At 32.5% G+C, this 25,534-nt stretch carries 18 protein-coding genes; 6 read left to right on the forward strand and 12 right to left on the reverse strand.

Features of this window, described 5'->3' with window-relative positions; genetic code table 11:
• Positions 1-35: 35 nt before the first annotated feature.
• The 5 genes from yidD to WN975_RS00665 all read right to left on the reverse strand — a co-directional run bounded on the left by yidD (position 36) and on the right by WN975_RS00665 (position 4,385).
• Positions 36-275, reverse strand: coding sequence for a membrane protein insertion efficiency factor YidD (gene yidD, locus WN975_RS00645; protein ID WP_074656595.1), 240 nt, complete (start codon positions 273-275; stop codon positions 36-38).
• Positions 276-297: 22 nt separating this feature from the next.
• On the reverse strand, positions 298-1,776 hold the full coding sequence (gene cysS / locus WN975_RS00650; RefSeq protein WP_337964738.1) for a cysteine--tRNA ligase: 1,479 nt from the start codon (positions 1,774-1,776) through the stop codon (positions 298-300).
• Positions 1,777-1,861: 85 nt separating this feature from the next.
• Complete coding sequence (locus WN975_RS00655; RefSeq protein ID WP_337964739.1) at positions 1,862-2,227, reverse strand: four helix bundle protein; 366 nt, start codon at positions 2,225-2,227, stop codon at positions 1,862-1,864.
• An 87-nt stretch (positions 2,228-2,314) separates the two neighbouring features.
• Positions 2,315-2,986 (reverse strand): GTP cyclohydrolase I FolE, encoded by a 672-nt coding sequence (folE, locus tag WN975_RS00660; protein ID WP_099711369.1) that lies wholly within the window; start codon positions 2,984-2,986, stop codon positions 2,315-2,317.
• Positions 2,987-3,188: 202 nt separating this feature from the next.
• The gene (locus tag WN975_RS00665) at positions 3,189-4,385 is read right to left on the reverse strand and encodes a pyridoxal phosphate-dependent aminotransferase (RefSeq protein ID WP_337964740.1); all 1,197 of its coding nucleotides are present in this window, start codon (positions 4,383-4,385) and stop codon (positions 3,189-3,191) included.
• A gap of 122 nt (positions 4,386-4,507) precedes the next feature.
• Here WN975_RS00665 and WN975_RS00670 point away from each other — a divergent pair, with 122 nt between their 5' ends.
• The 5 genes from WN975_RS00670 (at position 4,508) to WN975_RS00690 (ending at position 12,288) form a co-directional block, all read left to right on the forward strand.
• Entirely contained in the window at positions 4,508-5,833 is a 1,326-nt protein-coding gene (locus tag WN975_RS00670; RefSeq protein ID WP_337964741.1) for a PDZ domain-containing protein, read from the forward strand.
• A 160-nt stretch (positions 5,834-5,993) separates the two neighbouring features.
• A complete protein-coding gene (locus tag WN975_RS00675) occupies positions 5,994-8,621 on the forward strand; it encodes a gliding motility-associated C-terminal domain-containing protein (protein ID WP_337964742.1) in 2,628 nt (875 codons plus the stop codon).
• A gap of 21 nt (positions 8,622-8,642) precedes the next feature.
• Positions 8,643-9,572, forward strand: coding sequence for a type IX secretion system membrane protein PorP/SprF (locus tag WN975_RS00680; RefSeq protein WP_337964743.1), 930 nt, complete (start codon positions 8,643-8,645; stop codon positions 9,570-9,572).
• A gap of 10 nt (positions 9,573-9,582) precedes the next feature.
• Complete coding sequence (locus WN975_RS00685; RefSeq protein WP_337964744.1) at positions 9,583-11,682, forward strand: OmpA family protein; 2,100 nt, start codon at positions 9,583-9,585, stop codon at positions 11,680-11,682.
• Positions 11,683-11,796: 114 nt separating this feature from the next.
• A complete protein-coding gene (locus WN975_RS00690; protein WP_337964745.1) occupies positions 11,797-12,288 on the forward strand; it encodes a hypothetical protein in 492 nt (163 codons plus the stop codon).
• A 270-nt stretch (positions 12,289-12,558) separates the two neighbouring features.
• Here the strand turns inward: WN975_RS00690 and WN975_RS00695 are convergent, their stop codons facing one another.
• Positions 12,559-12,939 (reverse strand): DUF1573 domain-containing protein, encoded by a 381-nt coding sequence (locus WN975_RS00695; protein WP_337964746.1) that lies wholly within the window; start codon positions 12,937-12,939, stop codon positions 12,559-12,561.
• A gap of 284 nt (positions 12,940-13,223) precedes the next feature.
• Between WN975_RS00695 and WN975_RS00700 the strand changes: the two genes are divergently transcribed.
• Positions 13,224-15,854, forward strand: coding sequence for a valine--tRNA ligase (locus tag WN975_RS00700; RefSeq protein ID WP_337964747.1), 2,631 nt, complete (start codon positions 13,224-13,226; stop codon positions 15,852-15,854).
• Positions 15,855-15,942: 88 nt separating this feature from the next.
• On the opposite strand, the gene WN975_RS00705 is transcribed toward WN975_RS00700, so the two are convergent.
• The 6 genes from WN975_RS00705 to WN975_RS00730 all read right to left on the reverse strand — a co-directional run bounded on the left by WN975_RS00705 (position 15,943) and on the right by WN975_RS00730 (position 25,406).
• Positions 15,943-16,821, reverse strand: a complete 879-nt coding sequence (locus WN975_RS00705) for a hypothetical protein (RefSeq protein ID WP_337964748.1) — start codon at positions 16,819-16,821, stop codon at positions 15,943-15,945.
• 141 nt (positions 16,822-16,962) lie between these two features.
• The gene (locus WN975_RS00710) at positions 16,963-18,276 is read right to left on the reverse strand and encodes an amino acid permease (RefSeq protein ID WP_337964749.1); all 1,314 of its coding nucleotides are present in this window, start codon (positions 18,274-18,276) and stop codon (positions 16,963-16,965) included.
• 186 nt (positions 18,277-18,462) lie between these two features.
• Positions 18,463-20,736, reverse strand: coding sequence for a TonB-dependent siderophore receptor (locus WN975_RS00715; RefSeq protein ID WP_337964750.1), 2,274 nt, complete (start codon positions 20,734-20,736; stop codon positions 18,463-18,465).
• Positions 20,737-21,003: 267 nt separating this feature from the next.
• Entirely contained in the window at positions 21,004-21,729 is a 726-nt protein-coding gene (locus WN975_RS00720; RefSeq protein ID WP_337964751.1) for a hypothetical protein, read from the reverse strand.
• A 125-nt stretch (positions 21,730-21,854) separates the two neighbouring features.
• Positions 21,855-23,003: a PepSY-associated TM helix domain-containing protein gene (locus WN975_RS00725; RefSeq protein WP_337964752.1), complete on the reverse strand. Its 1,149-nt coding sequence runs from the start codon at positions 23,001-23,003 to the stop codon at positions 21,855-21,857.
• Between the two features lie 81 nt (positions 23,004-23,084).
• Entirely contained in the window at positions 23,085-25,406 is a 2,322-nt protein-coding gene (locus WN975_RS00730) for a TonB-dependent receptor (RefSeq protein ID WP_337964753.1), read from the reverse strand.
• Between the last annotated feature and the right edge of the window lie 128 nt (positions 25,407-25,534).

Below are 25,534 nucleotides of genomic sequence, written 5' to 3' on the forward strand. Positions count from 1 at the left end.
TAAATGTTTAAAATAGAGATCATCTTTATGAAAAGTTAATGTTTGTGTGAACATTTCTTTTCAGGAACAGGATCATAACCGGTTCTTCCCCAAGGATGACAACTCAAAATGCGTTTCGTTCCCAAATAACCTCCATAAAATAATCCATGTTTTTGCAAGGCTTCAATCATATAGCTCGAACATGTTGGTTCGAATCTGCATGACGCCGGTGTAAATGGCGAAATTGCAGTTTGATAGAAACGCACTAATAAAACAAATGGAGTAATTACTTTCATGATTTATTAGAAAATAAATGGATTATATAGAAAAGCTTGTGCCTTCTTTTCCGTCTTTTAACTGAATACCTAAGGCAATTAACTGATCGCGAATTTGGTCAGAAAGTGCAAAGTTTTTATCTGCTCTGGCTTGATTTCTCATTCCGATAAGCATGTTTACTACACCTTCTAATTTGTCATTATTGCTATCAGCGGCTTTCTCATCGCTTAAACCTAAAACATCAAAAACAAAAGCATTGATTGCTTCTGTGAAAGTTTTTAGATCTTCTGCAGAGATAGTTTCTTTTCCTTCTTTTAATAAATTGACATAACGAACAGCCTCGAATAATTGCGCGATTAAAATTGGTGTATTAAAATCGTCATTCATGGCATCGTAGCACAATTGTTTCCAAGATGCAATATCTAAAGAACTGGTTGCGCTTGCTGAAATACTTGGTAAAGCATCAACAGCTTCCATTAATCTTTTATAACCTTTTTCGGCAGCAACAATTGCATCATCAGAAAAATCTAAAATACTTCGGTAATGCGCTTGTAGCATAAAGAAACGTGTTACTGAAGCCGAAAATGCTTTGCTTAATATATTGTTGTCTCCGCTTAAAATCTCACCTGGTAAAATATTATTTCCAGTAGATTTTGCCATTTTTTTACCGTTTAAAGTAAGCATATTAGCATGCATCCAATAATTTACCGGAGATTGACCTGTACAAGCTTCGTTTTGAGCAATTTCACATTCGTGGTGAGGGAATTTTAAATCCATTCCGCCTCCGTGAATATCAAAATGATTTCCAAGATATTTGGTGCTCATAGCAGTACATTCAAGATGCCAACCCGGAAAACCATCGCTCCAAGGCGAAGGCCATCTCATGATGTGTTGTGGTTCTGCTTTTTTCCAAAGTGCAAAATCCTGAGGATTTCTTTTGTCAGATTGTCCATCAAGATCACGAGTATTGGCTAACATATCATCTATGTTTCGACCGCTTAAAATCCCGTAATTATTGGTTTCGTTATATTTTACAACATCAAAATAAACAGATCCGTTGGCTACATAACCAATTCCTTTGTCGATAATTTTTTTGATGATTTCGATTTGCTCAATAATATGTCCTGTAGCAGTTGGCTCAATACTTGGCGGTAAAAAATTAAATGATTTCAAAATGTCATGAAAATCTACCGTATAGCGTTGCACAACTTCCATAGGTTCAAGTTGTTCCAAACGTGCTTTTTTGGCAATTTTATCTTCGCCTTCATCAACGTCGTCTACAATATGACCAACATCGGTAATATTTCGAACATAACGAACTTTATAATCAAGGTGTAAAAAATACCTGAATATCACATCAAAGGACATAAATGTTCTCACATTTCCCAAGTGCACATTGCTATAAACTGTAGGTCCACAAACATACATTCCAACATTTCCCTCATGAATAGGATTGAAATTTTCTTTTTCACCCGAAAGTGAATTGTATATTTTTAGCGGCTGTGTTGTATATAAAGGCATATTCTTTTTAACTGTTTAATCGTTTATTTGTTTAACCGTTTATTTGTGATTGTTAAACTACGTAATCGTTTTAAAAAATCTATTTTTATTCTTTTGAAAGATAGTATTTTTTTAGACTATTTATCTGATTACAAATTTTTTCAATTTTCTCACGAGATTGAGTATAATCAACATCAGATATATAATTTAAATCTTTTGAAATAATCAAATGATTTAAAGTTTCCATTGCTGATGAATACGAAATCGTTAAAAAATGAGCTTTATCTTTATTCGTATTTCTCGAAGTTCCCTCTGCAATATTTGTAGCAATTGAAGCAGAACTTCTTTTTATTTGAGAAGTTAGTCCGAACAATTCATTTGTTGGAAATTTACTAGTTAATTTATAAATATCCAAAATAAACATTCTTGAGTTTTGCCAAACCTCTAGCTTTTCAAACGAAAAAGTATACATGTATTTTGGTTTAATTGTTAATTTGTTTAATCGTAAATTGAGATTTGCAATGAAGCGATTAAACAAATTAACGATTTACCGATTAAACTAAAATTGCGTATCTAATTTAATGTAATCTAAAAGCTCTCTTTTAGTTTGAGGATCTTTAAATTTACCACCAAATTCAGATGTTACAGTACTGCTTTCGATATCTTTGATTCCTCTTGAATTTACGCAAAGGTGTTTTGCATCAATAATACAAGCAACATCTTCAGTACCTAAAGCTTTTTGTAATTCCTGAACAATCTGCATTGTTAAACGCTCTTGAACCTGAGGTCTTTTAGCATAATATTCTACAATTCGGTTCATTTTAGATAAACCAATAACTCTTCCGCTAGAAATATAAGCAACGTGAGCTCTACCAATAATTGGCAGTAAATGGTGTTCGCAAGTAGAATAAACAGTAATGTTTTTCTCTACCAACATTTCACCATATTTGTAGTTATTATCAAAAGTTGAAGCTTTTGGTTGTTTTGAAGGGTTTAAACCACCAAAAATCTCCTTTACAAACATTTTGGCTACTCGGTTTGGAGTGCCTTTTATGCTATCATCTGTCAAATCCATTCCAAGTGTTTGGAGAATGTTTTCAACATCTTTTTTTATTTTTTCTATTTTTTCGTCATCACTTAAGTCAAAAGCATCCTGTCTTACAGGGTTTTTTGCGTTGCTGCTGAAATGATTGTCTCCTATTTCGTCTAAAAAATCTTCGTTATTTATCATTAAAAACTACTATTAGTATGGGTATTTCTTTTTAAGGCGGTAAAGATAATTAATAAAAAGCAAACCTTTTCTATCGTTTTTACTATTTAATTACTCCTTTTTGGATATAATTTAAATTAAAACCAAATTGTGATTATTTTAAAATACAAAAGACAATAACATAGCCTGTTATTGTCTTTTGAAGTACTCTATTTTTTTGTTCTTATTTTTTGTTGTAGACCAAAAGTGCTTCTTTTAGAATATTTACAGCGGTAATTAAATCTTTCTTATTCAAAACATAAGCAATTCTTACCTGATTAAGTCCCATTCCCGGCGTAGAATAAAAACCTGCAGCAGGAGCAACCATTACAGTTTCTCCGTTAAGATCATAACTTTCTAAAAGCCATTGTGCAAAATCTTCTGAATTGTCAATTGGTAATTGAGCAATACAATAAAAAGCACCTTTTGGTTTGGTTACTATAACGCCTTCAATTTTGTTTAATTCGGTAATTAAAGTATCGCGACGTTCTTTGTATTCTGAAATTACTTCGTCAAAATAACTCTGTGGCGTATCGATTGCAGCTTCACAAGCGATTTGCTCAATTGTTGGAGGACTTAAACGTGCTTGGGCAAATTTCATTACAGTTGCCAAAACATCTTTATTTTTAGTTACCAAACAACCAATTCTTGCTCCGCACATACTGTAACGTTTTGAAACAGAATCGACCATGATTACATTTTGCTGTACATCTTCAAGATTCATTACAGAATAATGAACATCATCTCCATCGTACAAAAACTCACGGTAAACTTCGTCAGCAATTAAATATAAGTCGTGCTTTTTAATTAAGCCGGCAAGTTGTTTTATTTCTGCTTCTGAATATAAATAACCTGTTGGATTACCAGGATTGCAAATTAAAATAGCTTTAGTTTTAGGCGTAATCAGTTTTTCGACAGTTTCAATACTCGGCAAAGCAAAAGCACTTTCGATCGTCGAAATCACAGGAATTACTGTTGCGCTGGTTGATGACGCAAATGCATGATAATTAGCATAAAAAGGCTCAGGAATAATAATTTCATCTCCCGGATCTGTAATTGTGGCCAGTGCAAACAATAAGGCTTCAGAGCCACCAGTCGTAATAATGATGTCTTCTGAGTTTACATTTACATTTTGGCGTTGGTAAAATTTAGCTAATTTTTTTCTATAACTTTCATATCCGGCAGACGGACTGTATTCTATAAGAGTTAAATCAATATTTTTTACCGCCTCGATGGCCACTTCGGGTGTCTTGATATCCGGTTGACCAATGTTTAAGTGATACACTTTATGTCCTTTTTGTTTTGCAAGATCTGCATAAGGAGCAAGTTTACGTATCGGTGATTCGGGCATGTTTCTGCCTTTGAGTGAAATTGTTGGCATGAGCTTTATTATTGAAGTGCAAATTTGCATTTTTTTTTCGAATTTAACGTAAACATTAAAGGGACTTATAAAAATGTAACAATTATCAATATATTTACTAATTTTATAATAAATAATTATCAATGAGAAAATATTTTATGTTGTTTTTTGGGCTTTTGGCATCTTTCTTAGGAAATGCTCAAGGTGATTTTTTGATTCAAAACAATAGTAAGAAGGTTACTATTCCTTTTCAGTTGATTAATAATCTCATTTTTATTCCGATAAAAGTAAATGGAGTTGAGTTGAACTTCTTACTGGATTCCGGCGTAGAAGAAACAATCTTGTTTAGTATGGAAGAAAAACAAGAAGTACGTTTTAATAATGTAGAAAAAATAAAACTGAGAGGATTAGGAAGCGAACAAGAAATCGAAGGGCTAAAATCAACAAATAATACTTTTGAAACACATGGTTTAAGATCTAATAATCATATGGTTTTTATTATTTTAGATCAGAGTTTTAATTTGTCATCACATATTGGGATTCCCGTAAATGGAATTATAGGATATAAATTTTTTAAAAATAATTTAATAGAAATCAACTATCAAAAGAAGAAAATTATCGTTCATTTAAACAATGAAGAAGTAAAGAAAAAATTCGAGAAAAAATTTAAAGTAATACCAATAACCATAGAGAAGTCTAAACCTTATATCTATACAACAGCAACGGTTAATGATGTCGAAATTCCTGCAAAACTTCTAATCGATATTGGAAACAGTGATGCTTTTTGGGTTTTCGAAAACAAAAAAATTAAATTGCCTAAAAAGAACTTTCCTGATTTTTTAGGAAAAGGATTTAGTGGAGATATTGAAGGACATCGCGCTAAAATTGATGAGTTTTCTATCGATGAGTTTAAATTTAAAAAACCAATTGTTTCCTTTCCGGATTCCTTATCTATTCGTAATGTTAAAATGGTTCCGGATCGAATTGGTTCAGTAGGAGGAGAAGTTTTAAAACGTTTCAGAATTGTTTTAGACTACGCCGACAGAAAAATATATCTTAAGAAAAATGGTAAATTTTCGGAACCATTTACGTATAATAAAAGTGGTATTGTGCTTCAGCATAACGGTTTGCAGTGGGTTCAGGAGACAGTTCATATGGAAACGATACAAGTTGTTACATCGACAAATGATTTGGATTCAGGCCAAAAGAAAAACGGAGATTTCATCTATAAATTTTTATTAAAACCTGTTTACGAAATAGTAAATATTAGGAAAGAATCTCCTGCCGAAAAATGCGGGTTGCAAAGAGGAGATATTGTTGTTAGCATTAATGGTGTCAAACCTTATAAATACACCTTACAACAGATAAATAATCTATTAAAATCTGAAGATGATACCTGGATAAATCTGGAGGTTGAAAGGAATAGTTTATTGCTAAAATTCAGATTTAGATTAGAAGATGAATTGTAGAAAATTCAATTAGAAAATCATCACTTTTTTTAATTAAAATGATGATTTTCAATAGTATTTTTGTAATATGTCTGAGTTTTGTGAAAAATTAACTGTTAAAGTATTTTTTTTGATTAAGGAGCGTTAATATTTTATTAAGTTTATGCAAAAATAATAGTTTATGATCAAAAACTACAATAATTTCTTACAAATATTTTTGTTATTAGTTTTTATATCAATTTTTCCTTCTACGATTTATTCACAATGTGCAGGCGATGATAGTGCATTTTCAGTTTGTGATTTGCCAAATAACGCCAATAAAACAATAAATTTATTTGCAAAATTAAATGGAACACCGGTTTCTGGCGGAGTGTGGAAAGATGTTAATGGTTCAGGTGGTTTAAATCCAGCCACAGGTATTTTAGATGCACAAACTATTCGCAGAAGCGGCGTTTATCATTATACTTATACCGTTACAGGAGTTGCTGGTTGCACAGATAATTCAGCTGAAATTGAAGTTACTATCGGAGGATATTCAGGCGTTACTTCTCCAAATGTAACCGTTTGTAGCGCAATGAAAAGTTATAATCTTTTTAATGCCTTTAGCGGACTTACGCTAGGACCACAATCTAACGGTCAATGGCGCAACGATGGTACAGGTGAATTGGTAGGATCTACATTTGATGTTGAAGATTTAGAAGGCAATTTTCAATTTACCTATACTATGGCTGCTGTTGGTACTTGTCCGGAAATGTCTTCAACCGCAGTGGTTTCTGTAAAAAAAGCTCCAAAATCAGGAAAGCCAGATGTTTTGTTTTTGTGTGCAAGTGATGGTTTATCGGGTTACACAAACTATGATTTGAATGATTTATTAACAGAAGAAGACAATGATGGTACTTGGACTGATCTGGGTAATACAGGAGAGTTAACTTCTGCTCTGGATCATTTTGTTGATTTACAGGCTATATATAATAAATTTGGCGAAGGAGATTATTATTTTACCTACAGAGTTCTTTCTAAAAACACAATTTGTGCGAACGCAGAAACGACTGTGCGAATTCGTCTTGAAAAGAAGTTGGATTTTACCGGAGCAGTAGTTCAGGTTAATTCAGATATTTGTGAAACTGAAATTGCAACTGCAAAATATTCCGTGACTATTACAAGAGGAAACGAAGTAATTCCAAATGGAAGTTATTATGTAATATTTGATGTTTCCGGACTAGATGGCAAGAGAGAATTGATAAAATCAAACTTTGTAAATGGAGTATTGATATTTCCTATAAGTTCAGATTATTTTAGACGAGTTGGGCGTTATACGGTCAGTATTGTAGATATATTTGCAGAACTTAGTGTGAAAGCCTGTAGGAATATTATAGGTAATTTATCTGATGAATTGGTTATTTATCAAAATCCTGATTTAACAGATTCTAATATAACTCCCACAACTGTTTGTCAGAATGATGATGCGACGCTTCAAATCACAGACGCTATTAAACTTGATAATGGTGAGTATGATATTGTTTATAATATTTCAGGAGCAAATAATGTATCATCACAAATTGCAAGAGTAACTTTTACCGGAGGTATCGCAAATGATTTTGTTATTCCCAGTATATTCAATCAAAAAAGCGGAACTTCAATAGTTACTATTACTGCTATTACCAATGTAATTTCGCAATGTGTTAGTAGTGCGAATTTAAAAGGAAATATTTTAATAAATCCGTTACCCGATGCTTCAAATTTGAAACTGAAAGTTGATGATGTTTGCTTTGGCGCCGATGTTTTAACTACAGTTTCTGGTTTAGGAACTTTAACTGATGTTACATTATCATATACACTTTCAGGAGCTAACACCGCTACTGTACAAACCGTAGTATTGACCACCACAAATGGGAATGCAAGTTTTGTGATTCCTGCCAATTTGCTCGTAAATACTGGAGCGACAACAATTTCTGCCGTAAAATTGACTAATAATATAACGACTTGTAGTATTGATGTAAGCGGTGTAGCAGATCCTTTTTCTCTAAAACCTATTCCGGTTGCACCAACAGCTACAAATCAGGAATTTTGTAAAGTTGATAACGCCACAATTGCCAGTTTAGAACCAAAAGGAGCGCAATATTCCTGGTATAATTCAGCAACAGCAACAACTCCTCTTGCAAGTACTTATTTATTAAAAGATGAAAATTATTATATCAGAGAAACTACATTAAACTGTATCTCTGAACCTACAATGATAACCGTTACAATAAATGATCCTGCTGCGCCTGTATTAATCGGTACTCCGGAATTTTGCGGATTAGACAATCCTATGATTTCAGATTTATCTAATAAAACAGATTCACCTTCGACAGTGGTTTGGTACGATGCGCCAAATAATGGAAACTTATTGCCTCCATCAACACCTTTAGTTGATAAACGTACCTATTATGGATTTGATTTAACTGCAGATACAAAATGCTTATCTGTACAAAATATTCCCGTAACAGTATCATTAATTGATTGTGATTCTCCTCAATATCCGTTTTTTATTCCAGATGGATTTTCTCCAAACGGAGACGGAGTTAACGACACTTTTACCATTCCGGATATCGACTTTTTATATCCAAATTATAGACTAGAAATTTTTAATAGATATGGAAATGGAATGTATAAAGGCTTTAAAAATAAGCCGGCGTGGGACGGAATAAACTATGAACAAAGTGGAATTGGCGGCGGAATAGCACCAAACGGAGTATATTTTTACATTCTCTATTTTAATAAAGACAATAAACCTCCTCAACAAGGGCGTCTTTATTTAAATCGATAATTTTTTTAATATAAATTTCACATGAAAAAAATAATACTCTATATAACTTTCTTTCTCTCAATAACATCCGTTTCTGCACAGCAAGATCCGGAATACACACATTACATGTATAATATGAGTGTGGTGAATCCTGCTTATGCAACAGGAATTCCTTCTATGATGAATTTTGGAGCCTTGTACAGAACACAATGGGTTGGTGCAGTTGGAGCGCCAAAAACATTTACCTTTTTTGGTCACACCGCAATTTCAGAGAAAGTCGAAGCCGGAATCTCATTTATATCAGATGATATTGGAGATGGCGCTAAAAAAGAAAACAATGTTTACGCTGATTTTGCATATGTTCTGGATTTAGGCGGAAAAAACAAACTTTCACTAGGATTAAAAGCAGGAATATCATCAATGCAAACCAATTTTAACGGTTTTCGCTTTAATGATCCAGCAGTAGATATGGCTTTCGCCGAAAATATAAATACAACTAAACCTAATATTGGAGTTGGAGCTTATTATTTTAGAGATAACCTGTATGTTGGTCTTTCTGTACCTAATTTATTGAAATCAAAATATATCGAAAAAAAATCCGGAGTAAATGCTTTTGGATCTGATAACATTCATACTTTCTTAACCGCAGGATATGTTTTTCAGCTTGATGATATGTGGAAATTGAAACCCGCATTCATGACAAAAATTGTAAAAGGAGCGCCACTTTCAATAGATCTGACAGCCAATGTTTTATACAATAATAAATTTGAATTTGGTGCAGCTTATAGAATTGACGATTCAGTAAGTGCTTTGTTTAATTTTAATGTAACACCTACTTTAAGAGTGGGTTATGCGTATGATTATACACTTACAAATTTTGGACAGTTTAATTCGGGGACACATGAAATCATGCTGCTTTTTGATTTAGACCTATTAGGAAAAGGATTTGACAAATCACCTAGATTCTTTTAAAATGAAAAATATGAAAAAACTACTCGTTATTATATTCGTATTTTCAATACAGTTTATAAATGCCCAGGATCAGGAATTGGTTAGAGCAAAGAAATTTTTTGATAGAACGTATTACGCCGAAGCCATTATATTATATGAAAAATTAGCCGAAGAAAAACCTTCTCAGGAAGTCATTAAAAATCTGGCAGACTCTTATTATTATACTAATGATCTGGTAAAAGCGCAACGTTACTATAGACTTCTAGTTAAAAACTATAGTAATGATTTAAACAAAGATTATTATTATAGATACGCACAGACACTAAAAGCGACAAATAGTTATGATGATGCAAATACTGTTCTAAGAGAATATTATACGAAATCAGGCAAACCTGAAGATCTTGCTAATTTTGAAAATGAAGTAAAAATATTAGAAAATGTATCTGCAATTGGTAAACGATTTGAGATTAATAATCTGGCTATAAACACGCCAAATTCCGAGTTTGGAGCCGTAAAATATAAAGACAATTTAGTTTTTGCCGGAGTAAAACTAAAACCGGGATTTTTTGATAAAAAGTACAAATGGGATAATGAAACTTATCTTAATATTGTAAAAGTTCCACTTCAGAGTATTAATTCTGCTGAAGCTCCAATTACTTATTTTGCCGATGAATTAAAAACCGGAATGCACGAATCAAATGCTGTTTTTACAAAAGATGGAAAAACAATTTATTTTACACGTAATAATTCTAAAAACGGAAGAAAGAAAAAGAACGATCAGAAAATCTCAAATCTTCAGATTTTTAAAGTCGAATTAGTCGAAGGAAAATGGACAAACATAGTTTCATTACCATTTAATAGCCCAAATTATTCTGTAGAACATCCTGCGCTAAGTCCAGACGAAAAAGTATTATACTTTGCATCTGATATGCCGGGAACATTAGGTTCATTTGATATTTATTCCGTAAATATTAATAAAGGAGCATTTGACACTCCGCGAAATTTAGGTCCAAATGTTAATACAGATAAAAGAGAACAATTTCCTTTTGTTTCTGAAGATAATAAACTTTATTTCTCTTCAGATGGACATTTAGGTTATGGATCGCTTGACGTTTTTGTTTCTGAAATAAATGGAAATGAATACACGAAAGCAATTAATATCGGTTTACCATTAAACTCAAATTCAGATGATTTTTCGTTTAATGTTGATTCAAATACCAAAGAAGGATATTTTGCGTCAAATAGAGAAGGAGGAAAAGGGAGCGATGACATTTATACATTCAAAGAAACAAAAGAGTTAATTGTAGAAGATTGCAAACAATATATCGCAGGAACAATTACGGATATAAATACCAATTTGGTTCTTGAAAATGCGACCGTAATAGTGCAGGATTCGGATAAAAAGACATTAAATACAATTACGACAGGTTCAGATGGGAAATTCAGTTTTACAGTTGCCTGCGAAAGCTCTTATACAATTGTTGCTTTTAAAGAAAAATACACCAACGAATCTAGAAATCTGGTAATTGGAAATGTGAGATATGCGACTAACGATGGTTCATTGGCACTAAAATCATTAGATGCAATTAAACTGGAAGAGAAGCAAAACGCCGAAAACAAGAGAAAGCAAGAGATTATCATAGAAGAAGAAAACAAGAAAAAAGAAGCATTAAAACTTGTTGCCTTAAAAGAAGCGACCGAAGCCAAGAAAAAGGAAAAAGTAGCTGAGATTTTAAAACAGGAAAAAGATGTTGTAAAAGACAATAAAGACCGATTAATTATCAAAACAGATCCTATTTATTTTGATTACAATATGTGGTATATCCGAAAAGAATCTAAAGTAGTTTTAGGACGAGTTGTAGCTTTGATGAATAAATATCCGGGAATGGTTATCGAAATTGGTTCGCATACAGATTCACGCGGAAACGCTAAATTTAATGAACAACTGTCTCAAAAAAGGGCAAATTCGACCAGAGATTTTATCATTCAGTCTGGTATAAATGCAAGTCGTGTTACTGCTAAAGGTTATGGAGAATCTGTGCCAATTATAAAATGTAAAACAGATGATTCCTGCTCAGAAGAAGAACACGAATTAAACAGACGAAGCGAATTTGTAATTAATAAGTTGTAAATATTGATTTTATGACATTAGATTAAATAAAAAATATAATTTTAAAAAGAAGCCTTTTTTTTGGCTTCTTTTTTATTTAATTTTATAAAATAACCTTGAACAAAATATTAAAATATGAAAAATCTAGTTTTGCCTTGTCTATTGGTAATCTGTATAGGATTCCAAAGTTGTAAAAATGAAGAAAAACAAAAAGAGGCCGAAGCAGCAAAAGCAGAAGGTGAAAAAGTTGTAAGCACAGAATGCTATAAAGCGATTTACGAAAAAGATACAATAGATTTAAAATTAAATACTTTAAAAAACGGAAAATTAGCTGGAGATATGGTAATGAAAGTTGCTCCTTCGACAGTAAGAACGGGTGAAGTGGCAGGTGAATTTCACGGAGATACCTTATTTATTGACTACACATTTGTAGATGCAGCAAATAAAAACACGAAATTCAAAAACCCAATGGCTCTTTTAAAACGTGATAAACAACTTATTTTAGGAAACGGAACCATGCAAACGACAATGGGAGTTACTTACTTGGTAAAAGATAAACCAATCGATTTTGAAAAGGTAAAGTATAAGTTTTCGACTACTGAATGTGTTGAGAAAACTGAAAAGTAGCCACAATCTTGTCATTTCGATGAAGGAAACCCGAGCGATAGCGAACAGGCGAAGCAAATCTTCGTAAGTAACTCCGCAACGAAAGTTCAATCTTTGTCAAAGTTTTAAACTTTGACAAAGATTTGAGAATCTAAATTTCATCACATTCTACGACAAACCCGACAGGTTTTTAAAACCTGTCGGGTTTAATCAAGAAGAATCATATTCACAAAAAAAAGCCGTTCCTTAATTTTAAGAAACGGCTTTACTATTTTTAGATTTTTGTTTTTTTTATAAAACTTCGCCTTTAATTTTTAAGGCAACTCTACCATCAGGGTAGTTAACGGCGTTGGTCTCAACGGTAATTGTTTTACGAATAGGACCGGAAACCATATTGTATTTTACATCAATTTTTCCTTTTTTACCAGGCAAAATAGCTGCTGCTGGTTTTGTAACGACAATTGAGCTTACTGTAGATTCTGCTCCGGTAATTAATAGAGGCGCATCTCCAGTGTTTGTAAATTCAAAAGAGCGAACTCCATTATCACCCTTAGAAATTTTTCCATAATCAATTGTGTTGTCTGAGGCAGCAAATTCAATTTTTGGGCCGTTTTGAGCATAACCAATTGTACAAAACAATGCGATTACAATAAAAGTGGCAACATTTTTCATTTGAAATTATTTTAAGTTGTAAGTAAATATACTTTGTTTTAATTAATACACAAATTTTTATTTCGCTTTTTATAGTGTCTTTAATTATTTACTTTTGCTGTCAGTTATAATTACAAAAATTGAACCAAAGTTTGTTTTGGTTTAATTGTTTAACTGTTAAGTCGTTTAGTTGATTTTTTTAATATTGGTTTAAAAGAACTATAAAAAACAACTTAGCGATTAAACAATTTTACGAATTACCGATTAAACAAATAAACGAATCAACGAATAAACAATCCTAATAAATGAGTATTCCAGCACAATTTGACGCTAAAACGATCGAGAATAAATGGTATGATTACTGGATGAAAAACAACTATTTTCATTCAGAACCAGATCATAGAACACCTTATACAATTGTAATTCCGCCGCCAAACGTCACAGGAGTTTTGCACATGGGACATATGTTGAATAACACAATTCAGGATGTTTTGATTCGTAGAGCGCGTCTTAAAGGTTTCAATGCTTGTTGGGTTCCGGGAACGGATCACGCATCAATTGCAACCGAAGCAAAAGTTGTAGCAAAATTAAAAGCGGAAGGAATCAATAAAAATGATTTAACCCGCGAAGAATTTTTAGCGCACGCTTGGGAATGGACAGATAAATATGGCGGAGTAATTCTTGATCAGCTTAAAAAGCTTGGAGCTTCTTGCGATTGGGAAAGAACCAAATTTACAATGGATCCTGATATGTCAGCTTCTGTAATTAAATCGTTTGTTGATTTATATAACAAAGGATTGATTTATAGAGGTTACAGAATGGTAAACTGGGATCCTGAAGCAAAAACGACTCTTTCTGATGAAGAAGTTATTTATGAAGAACAACAAGGAAAATTATTTTTCTTAAAATATAAAATTGAAGGAACTGAGGAATTTTTGACTATTGCTACAACTCGTCCTGAAACTATTTTTGGAGATACGGCAATTTGTATCAATCCAAATGATGAGCGTTTTACACATTTAAAAGGTAAAAAAGCAATCGTTCCTATTTGTGGCCGAGTAATTCCGATTATCGAAGACGAATATGTAGATGTAGAATTCGGAACTGGATGTTTAAAAGTGACTCCGGCGCACGATATGAACGATAAAACATTAGGAGAAAAACACAATCTAGAAATCGTTGATATCTTTAATGAAGATGCTACATTAAATAGCTTCGGATTGCATTATCAAGGAAAAGATCGTTTTGTGGTTCGTACCGAAGTTGCAAAAGAATTAGAAGAAATTGGAGCTTTGGCGAAGACCGAAATCCATTTAAATAAAGTTGGAACATCTGAAAGAACTAAAGCTGTAATCGAACCAAGATTATCAGATCAATGGTTCTTGAAAATGGAAGATTTAGTAAAACCGGCAATCCAATCTGTTTTGGTTGATGGCGATATTAAATTACACCCAAAACGTTTTGAGAATACTTACGCACATTGGTTAAACAATATCCGCGATTGGAATATCTCTCGCCAATTATGGTGGGGACAACAAATTCCTGCGTATTATTATGGAGACGGAAAAGAAGATTTCGTAGTTGCTAATGATAAATACGAAGCAGTTGCAATATTAGAAGAGACAAAAGGAATTATCATTAGTTTTGAAGAATTACGTCAAGACGAAGATGCATTAGATACTTGGTTTTCATCTTGGCTTTGGCCAATGTCAGTTTTTGGTGGAATAATGGATCCGGAAAGTGCAGATTATAAATATTATTATCCAACAAATGACTTGGTTACAGGTCCGGATATTTTGTTTTTCTGGGTTGCCAGAATGATTATCGCCGGTTACGAATATGCAGGAGAAAAACCATTTACAAATGTATATTTAACAGGTTTAGTACGTGATAAACAACGTCGTAAAATGTCTAAATCATTAGGAAATTCTCCTGATCCGTTAGACTTGATCGAAAAGTTTAGTGCAGATGGAGTTCGTGTAGGATTGCTTTTGAGTGCTTCTGCAGGAAACGATATTATGTTTGATGAAGAATTATGTAATCAAGGAAAAGCGTTCTCTAATAAAATATGGAATGCCTTTAAACTGATTAAAGGTTGGGAAGTTTCTGAAACTATTGCGCAACCGGAATCATCAAAAGTAGCAATCGAATGGTACGAAGCTAAATTGCAGCAAACATTAGTTGATATTGAAGGTAATTTTGAGAAATACAGAATTTCAGATTCATTAATGGCAATTTATAAATTGGTTTGGGATGATTTCTGTAATTGGTTTTTAGAAATGATCAAACCAGCTTATCAACAACCAATCGATAAAGCAACGTTTGATAAAGCAATCGAAATGTTAGAAAGTAACTTGAAATTGTTACATCCTTTCATGCCTTTCTTAACAGAAGAAATTTGGCATTTAATTGCTGACAGAACTCCAGAAGAAGCTTTAATTGTTTCGACTTGGCCAGAATTAAAACCATTTAATGCAAGTTTAATTTCTGATTTCGAAAGTACAATCGAAGTAATTTCTGGAATTAGAACGATCAGAAAAGATAAAAATATTCCATTTAAAGATGCAATCGAATTAAAAGCAATCAATAGCGAGAATATCACAACTTATTTCGATACAATCGTAACGAAATTGGGTAATATCTCAGCTTTCGAATATGTTTCTTCTAAAGTTGACGGTGCGTTATCTTTCCGTGTAAAATCAAATGAATATTTCATTCCGATTTCTGGAAACATCAACGTTGAAGAAGAAATTGCAAAATTAACTGCAGAGTTAGTTTATACGCAAGGTTTTTTAAAATCAGTTCAGGCAAAATTATCAAACGAAAAATTTGTTGCCGGAGCACCAGAAAAAGTTTTGGCTAACGAAAAACAAAAAGAAGCTGATGCTTTAGCAAAAATTGCTACAATCGAGCAAAGTATTTCTGGTTTGAAATAAGAATCAGATTTATTTATTAAATATAAAATCCCAATACTGAAATTCTTCAGGATTGGGATTTTTTAATTTTTATGGCATCTAAAAAAAATTAATAATAAGTAAAAGTTTTTTCTATAAGGTATCGATCGACGTTGTTATTATCATAGTGATGACGTTTTTCTTTAGGGTAGCCATCTGTATTAAGATCGTAGCTATAGCGCTTAGTTTCAGTATAAATTGAATTCATTTGTTCAGTAAAAAACGTTACATTGTTAGAATTATTGATGTCTTTAATATCAAAATGTCTATTAAAAACATTTTCAAATGAATCTGTAAAGTACAATTTGTCAAACCCTGTGATGTTTTTGTATATATTAGGTTTGTCGTCATATTCGTAATTAAGTGTAGATGTAATTAGGCCTTTTGAACTGAATCTTTCTCTTTTTATAATGTTGCTGTTATTGAAATATATTTTTACTTGAGGAAGAGAACCGGTTGGTACCCAATCATTATTAGAATAGGTATAAACATAAATCTCTACAAGATTTTCGGAGACATAATTATAGACATACTTAGTTTGATTCATCGCGGGGAAAATAGTTCCGCTATTTGTGTGTTTAAAAATAGCAGTCTTTAATCTGTTATTCTCATAAGTGTAGTCGGTGCTAAAATATAGTTGGTCCTCTACGTAACCATTTTGTTGAGTTATTAAATCTTCAGTATAGCTATAGGTTATTTTTAAAAGACCAACATTAGTACCAATTGTTGTAGCTTCTTTGATTTTAAAAGCATTATAAGTAAAAGTTGTTACTGAGCCACTTGAAGGGTTTATCTCCGTTATAGATTTGATTAGAGGCTTAGTATTTTCTTTTACCGGTTCATTAGGATCTATTGTTTCTATTGTTTCTTTTGTTTCTTTTGTTTCATTTTCTGAACAAGAGGTGATGATTAGCAGTAATAATACAATTAGAGGTTTTAATTTATTCATTTAGAATTTGTTTAAGAAAAGTAGATACTTTGTAATTTATTTTAATTATAATAACTATAAAATTGGCAAATGTAATTTAAAAAAAGGCTTTTTTATTTGATTAAACTTATGTTATAAGTTTGATTTCAAGTTTTTAATTTATTACTTCCTTCTTTTCAAAATCAAAAACAAAGGATAAGAAATCAACGTTATACCAACAATAATTATAAAGCTTTTAGGATCGCTAAATACAAAACCAATTAATAATGCCAATGAAGCTGCAATTGCAATAATAGTTGTCCAAGGATACCAAGCAGAGCGATAAGGTCTTGGTAAATCCGGTTCTGATTTTCTGAGTTTTATAAGGGAACAATAGGCTAATCCCCAAACGATAATCGAAGTGAAGGCTGCAAATGAAAATAAGACTTCAAACGAACCAATACAAATCAGAAATAAGCTAAATAATGATGAAACCAAAAGTGCCACAATTGGAGTTCCGCCTTTGTTTACAGTTGTTCCTTTTTCGATAAAAAAACCATCGCGGCTTAATCCGTATAGAATTCTTGGAGGAATCATCATAAAAGCATTCAGAATACTAATCAAAGAGAAAATAGAAATTACGGTAACGATAATTGCTCCGTTTTTTCCGAAAATTATATTGGCAACATCGGCTGCAGCCAAATTTGATTTCGCAACATTTTCAACAGGCAAAACATAAAAGAAGGCAACGTTTATTAAAATATAAATTGCGATTACCAGTAAAACGCCGCTATACAATGACTTTGGAATATTCTTGCCCGGATTATCATTTTCTTCTGCAAAAAAGCAAACGCTATTCCAACCGTTATAAGTTCCGATAATAAGTTGAAGTGATTTGAAAAATCCAAATAATAAACCAATTTGAACCGCAGTATTGTCTTTTGGAATTGGAGCCAATTTCACTCCCGAATACATAAAACAAGCAACAACCAAAGCAAAAAAACAAATCACTTTTAAGAAACTGGTAATTTGCTGAATTGTGCTTCCGTTTTTTACGCCGCTTACGTGTAATAAAACAAAGGCAATTAAGAGAGAAATCGCCATTTCGGTCGAATAATTTTTAAGATCGGGAAATAAAATTATAATATATTCACTTATTACAATGCAGTAAAAAGCAGGCGGAATAGCATTGGTAATATAATCAAACCAACCTGAAAGAAATCCGGCATAATTGCCAAAAGCTCTTTTGATATAATTGTAAGATCCTCCGGCTTTAGGAAGCATTGTAGCCAGTTCTGCATAAGAATTTGCACCAATTAAGACAAACAATCCGCCAAAAAGCCAAGATGCAACAATAAGCCAATAATTATCTAACATTGATGCAATTGTTCCGGGAGTTCTTAAAATTCCAACGCCAATTGTTCCTCCAATCAAAACAGCGATATTAAAACTTAATCCGAGACTTTTTTGTAATTGGTTTTTCCTGGAATCTGACATGTTTAGAATTTTTATTTTAGCGTTATTGAGACAACAAAAGTAACATAATTAAAGTGTTTTCTTTTTTGAAAACAAAAAACCTCATTTATTGCTAAATGAGGTTTTCTGAAAGCCAAAACTTCTTCTGATTTTTAAGAATGAAAGTTGCAGAAAAAGCTTTGGTGATCTAAACTAATTCAAATATTTTTAGAATTTGTATCTTAAGCTTGTCAAGATTTGACGAGGCGCGATTGGATTCACACTGTAATTTTCGTGAACGGTGTAATTCAACTCATTTGTAATGTTTGATAATTTACATAAGATTGAAATTTTTCTCCAAGTATAACCAGCCGATACATCTATTGTTGTATATCCTTCAAGTGGAATTTCTCTGTCCCAGATTCCGTTTGGTTTAGTAGAATCGTATTGACTGTTCCAACCTCCAGTTCTTTTTCCAATATAGTTTCCAATAGCTCCAACAGAAACTCCTTTAAAGAAACCATCTTGCAAGGTATAGAAGAAACTTAAATTTGCTGTATTTGCAGGAGTTCTTGCTAAACGATCACCTTCGATAAAACTTCCGTTTAAACCTGAAGTTTTGGTATAACGCATATCATTATAACTGTAACCTGCAATAATACTTAAACCTTCAACTGGTCTTGCTGTAAGGTCAATTTCGATACCTTTACTTTTAGTTTCTCCACTTAAAACTTTTACGTTAGTGTCAATGTTTGGAGTTGTTCCGTCAGCTTTAAATTCAGCTGTTTGTGCTAAATTACTGTTCGTAATTTGATAAACTGTAACATTTGCACCAAAAAGTCCGTTTAAGAAATCTGTTTTGATTCCTGCTTCATATTGATCAATAATTGATGGAGCAATTGGTTTTAAATCTGCAGTTGTTCCTGTATTTGGAGTAAATGAACTTGAATAGCTACCAAACAAAGAGATTTCTTTAATTGGTTGGTAAATCAATCCAAATTTTGGAGAAAAAGCATTATCCAGTTTTTTGCTACCAACAACAGGCGTTGCTTTTTCCGGACTCACGGTTTGAACTCCGCTAACAAGTGTTTCTTTGTAAGTTGTTACTTCAGCTTCTTGCCAAGACCAACGAACACCAGCTAAAACTTTGAATTTATCTGTAATAGAAATCAAGTCTTGAAAATAGGCACCAAAACGATTCGTTTCTGTTTTTGCGATTTGAGTAGCTCTTGCATTCGGAATATCGTTTCTTTGTGTCGAAGGATCGAAATCAAAAAGATTGATAGTATCATAAAGACTCGGATCATATTTACCATTTACTTTAACTGCTTTTTCGCTAAAAGCGTAAGTGTAAGCGGTTGCAAATGAATTTTCCCAATCTGCACCTGTAAAGATTTGATGTTTTACAGATCCTGTATTAAAGTTTCCTTGAAGGCTTAATTGGTCTCCAAGAATTTGCTCTAAGTTTTTTGTCTGAGTTAATCCTCTATTCCAGTAACCAGGAACTGGATATATTTTAGTATCATCTAGATTAGACAATTGAGCTGTAGATTTTTGACCTCTATTATAAGTCTGGAATGAACTATTAAAATTAAGTTTCCAGTTTTTATTGAAATCATGATTTAATAATACCGATGCGCTGGCAGATTTTGTGTTACCATTAGACCAAAGAGAACCGTAAAAAGCATTACGCGGTAAATCAAGAATTTGTTTTCCTATAATTCCCGTACCAAAATCCGGAGTCCAATCTGCAGTTAGATAATCTCCCTGAACTGTAATTTGTGTTTTAGGATTGACAATGAAAAGCAAAGATGGATTTACATATAAACGCTCATTTTTTACAACATCTCTAAAACTTTCTGAGTTTTCATAAGAACCATTGATTCTAAAAGCAATAGACTTATTAAGAGGTCCGTAAAAATCAAAAGAAGGTTTATAAAAAGAGAAACTTCCCATTTGCATCGAAATTTCGCCACCACTTTTGAATGATGGTGTTTTAGTTACCAAATTTAATACACCACCCGGAGCAACATTTCCAAATAATAAAGCAGAACCACCTTTTAGGAATTCAACTTTTTCTAAGCCTGAAACATCGGGAATAGAACCTGAATTATAACGAAATCCATTTTTAAACATATTGTTGGTACTCATATCGTATCCTCTTGAGAAGAAAGATTCCTGAGCTCCACCACGAGCAGAACTTACATAAACTCCATTAGCGTTTTTTATGACTTCGCTTAAACGAATAGCTTGTTGTTGCTCTATAACTTCAGAGCCAATAACTTGTATACTTTGAGGATTATCCATTGGTTTCAAACCAGAACGAACAGCTGTAACAGGTTTTGGTTCTTTATTTTTAGTAACAATTACCTCATTAAGAATTTCTCCTTTTTTATTTTTTACAGTATCATTTACCGCAGAACCGCTTTCTGCGTTCGTATAGTTTTGACTGTAAGACGCAAAACTTATAAAAGATAAAGCAAGTAGTAAATTATATTTCATGATGCTTATTTAGATTTAATAAAAATAATTTTTTGCAAATATAAGTTCACATTAATGCTTTAACAAAATTTTTAGAGATATTTAAGCACTTAAACCTTGCTTAGTTCTTTCTTAAGATTGTCTTAATTGTTTGGTTTTCTAAATTAAAGGTTAGCCGAAATTCTATAACGAGTTTTATGATTTTTACTTTTTCGGCATAAAAAAACCTTGCTCAAAAGAACAAGGTTTCAATAGATTTATTTCTATTAAGAAATAAAAGTGGGTATATTATTTTACTGAAATTAAGTAAGTTGCCATTTTCCAGATTTCGTCATATTTTTTGCCGTTATGATCTCCGGCAGCTTTTTCAGTATAAGCAAATTCTACCATGTAATTCCCTGACCAGATTGGTGTAAAAGAAAAATGTCCTTTATCATCTGTCCATAATTCTTTTTCCCATCCGTTTGGAGCAATAACTTTTATTTTTTGTTTTTTTGCCGATACTCCTTCGTATAAAGCAAAACCATCAATTTTTAAATTCTTTTTTGCGATATCAGCATTTTCACTAAACAAACCGATAATATTATTATTCGCAGTTGCATAATTTCCCGCCGTTTTATTTCCCACAACTACAGTTGCGCTTGAGTTGTAATCTAATTTCATAGTTCCGTAAACATCTTTTACCGTATGATGCATTACAATAGTATAAACTCCATCTTCATCTGGAGTAAAAAAGGCCTGATATTTATTATCTAAAGCTTTTGCAGTAAGTTTTGTTTCTTTTTTTGAAGGAGAAACCAATACTAAAGTAAAGTCTTTTAAATCAGAAAACCATTTGTCTGCTTTTGTAATATCGTTATCTGAAAATTCTCCAAAGAAAACGGAAATTTCTTGTGCTTTTCCTTTAGTTCCCGTTGCTTTAGTTTCGATCCAAAGTGCGTGTGCGAATATTGCAGGACTTGCAACCAACATTAAAAATAAAAACGTTATTGATTTTAAAGTTTTAGATTTCATAAGATGAAGTTTAAATTTTTGTAAATATTATTATTTCTACAAACTTAAGTCTTATTTAGATTAATTAAAAATAAAATTCAAAAACAACGATAAATTTGATGTTAAAAATGATTTTTCAGGCATTTTTATTTCGTTTTTTTCTTCTTATTATTTCTTCCCCACCAAATATAAAATCCGGTTACAGGAAGACTTGCACAAATAAAACTAGCGAAAAAAGCCAATATTTTTCCCGGTAATCCCAATATGCCACCAGCGTGAATATCATAGTTTAGCGAGCGTATTTTGTCGCCGTTATTTCGGTCATCATAGGTTTTCTTATCTAATAATTTTCCGGTATATTGATCAAATTGAAGTAGGATTTTGTCAAAACTTCCGCCATTATCCACAAATACAAATTGCGATTGTAGAGAATCTTCGGGAATTGAAATGTTGTAGCTTTCTGCATTTGGAAAATCATTTTTTAGCGTAGCATAGATTTTATCCAGCGGATTTTGATTGCTTTTTTTCGAAACATCTGATTTTATTTCCTTCTGCGTATTTTCGATAGTCTGACCACCATTTGCAATCCATTTTACGCCATTATTAACCCATTCAAACGACCAAACCAAACCTGTAAGCGCAATAAGCAAGGCAAGAATGGTTACATAAAATCCGAGAATATTATGCAAGTCATAATTTTTGCGTTTCCATTGTGTTGTGTTTTTCCAGCGAAACCAATAACGTTGTTTTGCAGCAGCTTTATTTTTGGGCCACCAAAGTATAAGTCCCGTAATTAGGGAGATAATAAATATGATTACTGCAATTCCAACAATTGGCTGACCAATGTCATTTGTCAGTAATAAACTCCAATGCAGAGAGAAAACAACCTCAAAAAACTCCGTTGTAGCATCTTCTATCTTCTGAATTTTTCCTGTAAAAGGATTAATATAAATATGATAATTATATTCTGTAGTGTCCCAATACCAAATCGCATTTTTGTTTTCGATCGTTTTATTGGTATATAATGTTACGGTTGCATTTTTTTCATTTTGGATATTTAGCGCATTTATAGGTTTGTCTTTTCCAATAGAATCTTGCGTAATTTTCAGTAATTCAGATAGCGGTTTTTGCTCGTTTTTAGTTTCATCGGCATAATAACTATCGTGATAAACTATAGGTCTTAATTCTTCGTCAAAAACATAAATACAGCCTGTAATACCCAGAATAACTATAATTAGACCCGAGCCTAAACCCAGCCATAAATGAATTTTAAGTATGATTTTTTTAAAGGTCATTAAACGTTTTTTTATAAAAAAATAGATGATTTATTAAAAAAACACCTCTGGAATTGAGGTGTTTTTGATAAAATACTTTGCTTAAAATTTCAAGGTCAAGTTTACTAATACGTTTGACGGAGTCTGAGCCATTCCATAAGAATCCCAGTATTTTTTGTTGTTTATGTTGTTGAATTTAACACCAAGTCTCCAAGTTGGCTGATCATAAAATACAGTTGCATTATAAACAGAATACGATGGAGCGTAGAAACTTTCGTCTTCAAATTTGTATTGTTTGTCTACATAATTTCCTCCAAAACCAAGTCCGAAATCTTTTAACACGTTTTGAAATTTATAAGAAAGCCAAAAGTTAACTACATTTTCCGGCGCTCCGCTGGCTTTGTTTCCTTCGATACTAGCATCTGATGATTTTACGATGCGATTATCATTATAAGCATAACCAACCACAGCATTAAAGCCTTCGATAGGATTTGCAATAAGTTCAAAATCAAAACCTTTACTTACTTGTTTACCATCCTGAACACTAAATCCGTCAGGAGTTGTTCTAGTCGCATTATCAATAGTAATGTTGTAGTAACTTAATGTAGTGCTTAATTTTTTATTGAAAGCTTCAACTTTTACACCACCTTCGTATTGGTTTGCATAAACTGGTTTTAAGACTAATAAGCTTCCGTCAGGCTGATTTACAGGACCTGAATTTTGAAAACCATTCATATAATTTCCAAATAAAGAAACCTGATTTTTAACCACTTCATAAACCAAACCTAATTTTGGAGATAAAGCCGTTTGGTTATATCCAGGAACATCTACAAGATCTTTCTGAACGAAGTTGTCTAGACGAAGACTCAACATTGCAGATAAACGATCTGTAAAACTGATTACATCCGAAGCATAAACACTAAAGATTTGTTCGTCCGGAGCCGGATATGTAAGTTGAGATAAAGCTGCATCAACCTGTTTTTTTCGAATAGGTTCAAAAGGCTTTGTTACATCAATAGTGTCCAAAACTGGTGTTGCTCCATAATTAAAAGTACCTTTTGAAAATCTGTAATTTACACCTACTAATAGTTTGTGTTTGATACTTCCGGTAGAAAATTCACCATTAATATTTTCTTGGATATTCGTAAATTGATTAGAAATTGGTCCAAAACGAGATACACTTCTTAGAACTTCAGTTGGTGAAGTCCATTTCGTGTAATATTGATAACTGCGATCTACATTTTCGTCTATAAAAGAGTAAAGCGTCGTAGATTTCCAATTATCTGCCAATTGATATTCTGCCTGAACAAAAACTTTTGTAGATGAAGTTTTGGCATCAAGATCATCATGAAATAAACTCTTTCTGTAGTCTATTTGTAGATCCGTTGGGTTTGTAATTCCCGCAGCATACGAACGTCCGTAAGTAGGGCGCGTGTTATTCACGCTGAAGATTTCAGTATCAACACTTAATGTTAATTTATCCGTTGCTTTATAAACAAGACTTGGCGCAATCAGGAATGTTTTATTAAAACCATAGTCTAAGAAGCTTTTTTCAGTATTTAGAGAAGTGTTTAATCGAAACAGTACTTTATTATCTTGCGTTAACGGAGTATTGATATCAAGAGCAAGTCGGTTTAAACCGAAGCTTCCTCCAGTATAAGAAACCTCCGTTTTTTTACCTTCAAAAGGTTTTTTGGTAACAAGATTTACGACACCTCCAAAAGACGATACAGACGATCCGAATAATGTTCCCGAAGGTCCTTTAAGAACCTCAATACGTTCTGCATTATCGATAGAAATAGAGCTTCGACCTGTCATATTTTCCATTCCGTTTCGGGCATTAACTCCGGTACTAAATCCTCTGAAAGAAATTTCAAGTCCTCCCGAAGGATAAATTTTGGTAGTTACACCAGGTGCATTTACAACTGCACTTCTAATGTCTACAGAAATTTGTTCCTGCAAAAGTTCTTTTTGAATCACACTGTAAACCTGAGGATTTTCAAGGTTTTTTAGTGGCATTCTGGCAACGTAATCTGTTTTTTTAGATAAGATGCTTTTTTTGCCATTCACCACAACTTCGTGTAATTCTTTGTTTGAAACCTTCAATTGTAAGTTAACAGTTGAAGTTTCTGTTTCTGCAACAACAACTACTTGTTCTGTAGTTTCGTAACCTGTTAAAGATATTTGTAAAGTATAAGTATTCGCTCGTACTCTGTTCAATTCAAAACTACCATCGTCATTGGTAGTCGTACCATATTTTGAAGATTTAAGAATCACATTTACACCAGCAGCAGCGTCGCCATCTGAAGTTGTGATTGTTCCTTTTATTTTTCCAAAGTTTTGTTGCGCAAAAGAGCTGAAAACAGTGAATAGAAAACTGATTGTAAATAGAAAACGATAGGTTTTCGCAGTAGAATATTTCATTTTTATTAAAGTTGGTTAAAATTTTGTTTTTATTTAGAATGAATAAAAACAATGCAAATGTAAAAATTAATATTTCCTTAACAAATATTAATTGACTTGATTTGATGTATTTTTTGTTATATTTTGGT

This window comes from uncultured Flavobacterium sp. (assembly GCF_951805225.1).
GTDB lineage: Bacteria > Bacteroidota > Bacteroidia > Flavobacteriales > Flavobacteriaceae > Flavobacterium.

Bases quoted from the DNA above. Each gene is read 5' to 3' on its own strand.
- folE (WP_099711369.1), bottom strand. From the start codon at position 2,986: ATGATAAATAACGAAGATTTTTTAGACGAAATAGGAGACAATCATTTC.
- WN975_RS00665 (WP_337964740.1), bottom strand. From the start codon at position 4,385: ATGCCAACAATTTCACTCAAAGGCAGAAACATGCCCGAATCACCGATA.
- WN975_RS00700 (WP_337964747.1), top strand. From the start codon at position 13,224: ATGAGTATTCCAGCACAATTTGACGCTAAAACGATCGAGAATAAATGG.
- WN975_RS00670 (WP_337964741.1), top strand. From the start codon at position 4,508: ATGAGAAAATATTTTATGTTGTTTTTTGGGCTTTTGGCATCTTTCTTA.
- yidD (WP_074656595.1), bottom strand. From the start codon at position 275: ATGAAAGTAATTACTCCATTTGTTTTATTAGTGCGTTTCTATCAAACT.
- WN975_RS00675 (WP_337964742.1), top strand. From the start codon at position 5,994: ATGATCAAAAACTACAATAATTTCTTACAAATATTTTTGTTATTAGTT.
- WN975_RS00715 (WP_337964750.1), bottom strand. From the start codon at position 20,736: ATGAAATATAATTTACTACTTGCTTTATCTTTTATAAGTTTTGCGTCT.
- WN975_RS00725 (WP_337964752.1), bottom strand. From the start codon at position 23,003: ATGACCTTTAAAAAAATCATACTTAAAATTCATTTATGGCTGGGTTTA.
- WN975_RS00695 (WP_337964746.1), bottom strand. From the start codon at position 12,939: ATGAAAAATGTTGCCACTTTTATTGTAATCGCATTGTTTTGTACAATT.
- WN975_RS00680 (WP_337964743.1), top strand. From the start codon at position 8,643: ATGAAAAAAATAATACTCTATATAACTTTCTTTCTCTCAATAACATCC.
- WN975_RS00655 (WP_337964739.1), bottom strand. From the start codon at position 2,227: ATGTATACTTTTTCGTTTGAAAAGCTAGAGGTTTGGCAAAACTCAAGA.
- WN975_RS00685 (WP_337964744.1), top strand. From the start codon at position 9,583: ATGAAAAAACTACTCGTTATTATATTCGTATTTTCAATACAGTTTATA.
- WN975_RS00705 (WP_337964748.1), bottom strand. From the start codon at position 16,821: ATGAATAAATTAAAACCTCTAATTGTATTATTACTGCTAATCATCACC.
- WN975_RS00690 (WP_337964745.1), top strand. From the start codon at position 11,797: ATGAAAAATCTAGTTTTGCCTTGTCTATTGGTAATCTGTATAGGATTC.
- WN975_RS00720 (WP_337964751.1), bottom strand. From the start codon at position 21,729: ATGAAATCTAAAACTTTAAAATCAATAACGTTTTTATTTTTAATGTTG.
- WN975_RS00710 (WP_337964749.1), bottom strand. From the start codon at position 18,276: ATGTCAGATTCCAGGAAAAACCAATTACAAAAAAGTCTCGGATTAAGT.
- cysS (WP_337964738.1), bottom strand. From the start codon at position 1,776: ATGCCTTTATATACAACACAGCCGCTAAAAATATACAATTCACTTTCG.
- WN975_RS00730 (WP_337964753.1), bottom strand. From the start codon at position 25,406: ATGAAATATTCTACTGCGAAAACCTATCGTTTTCTATTTACAATCAGT.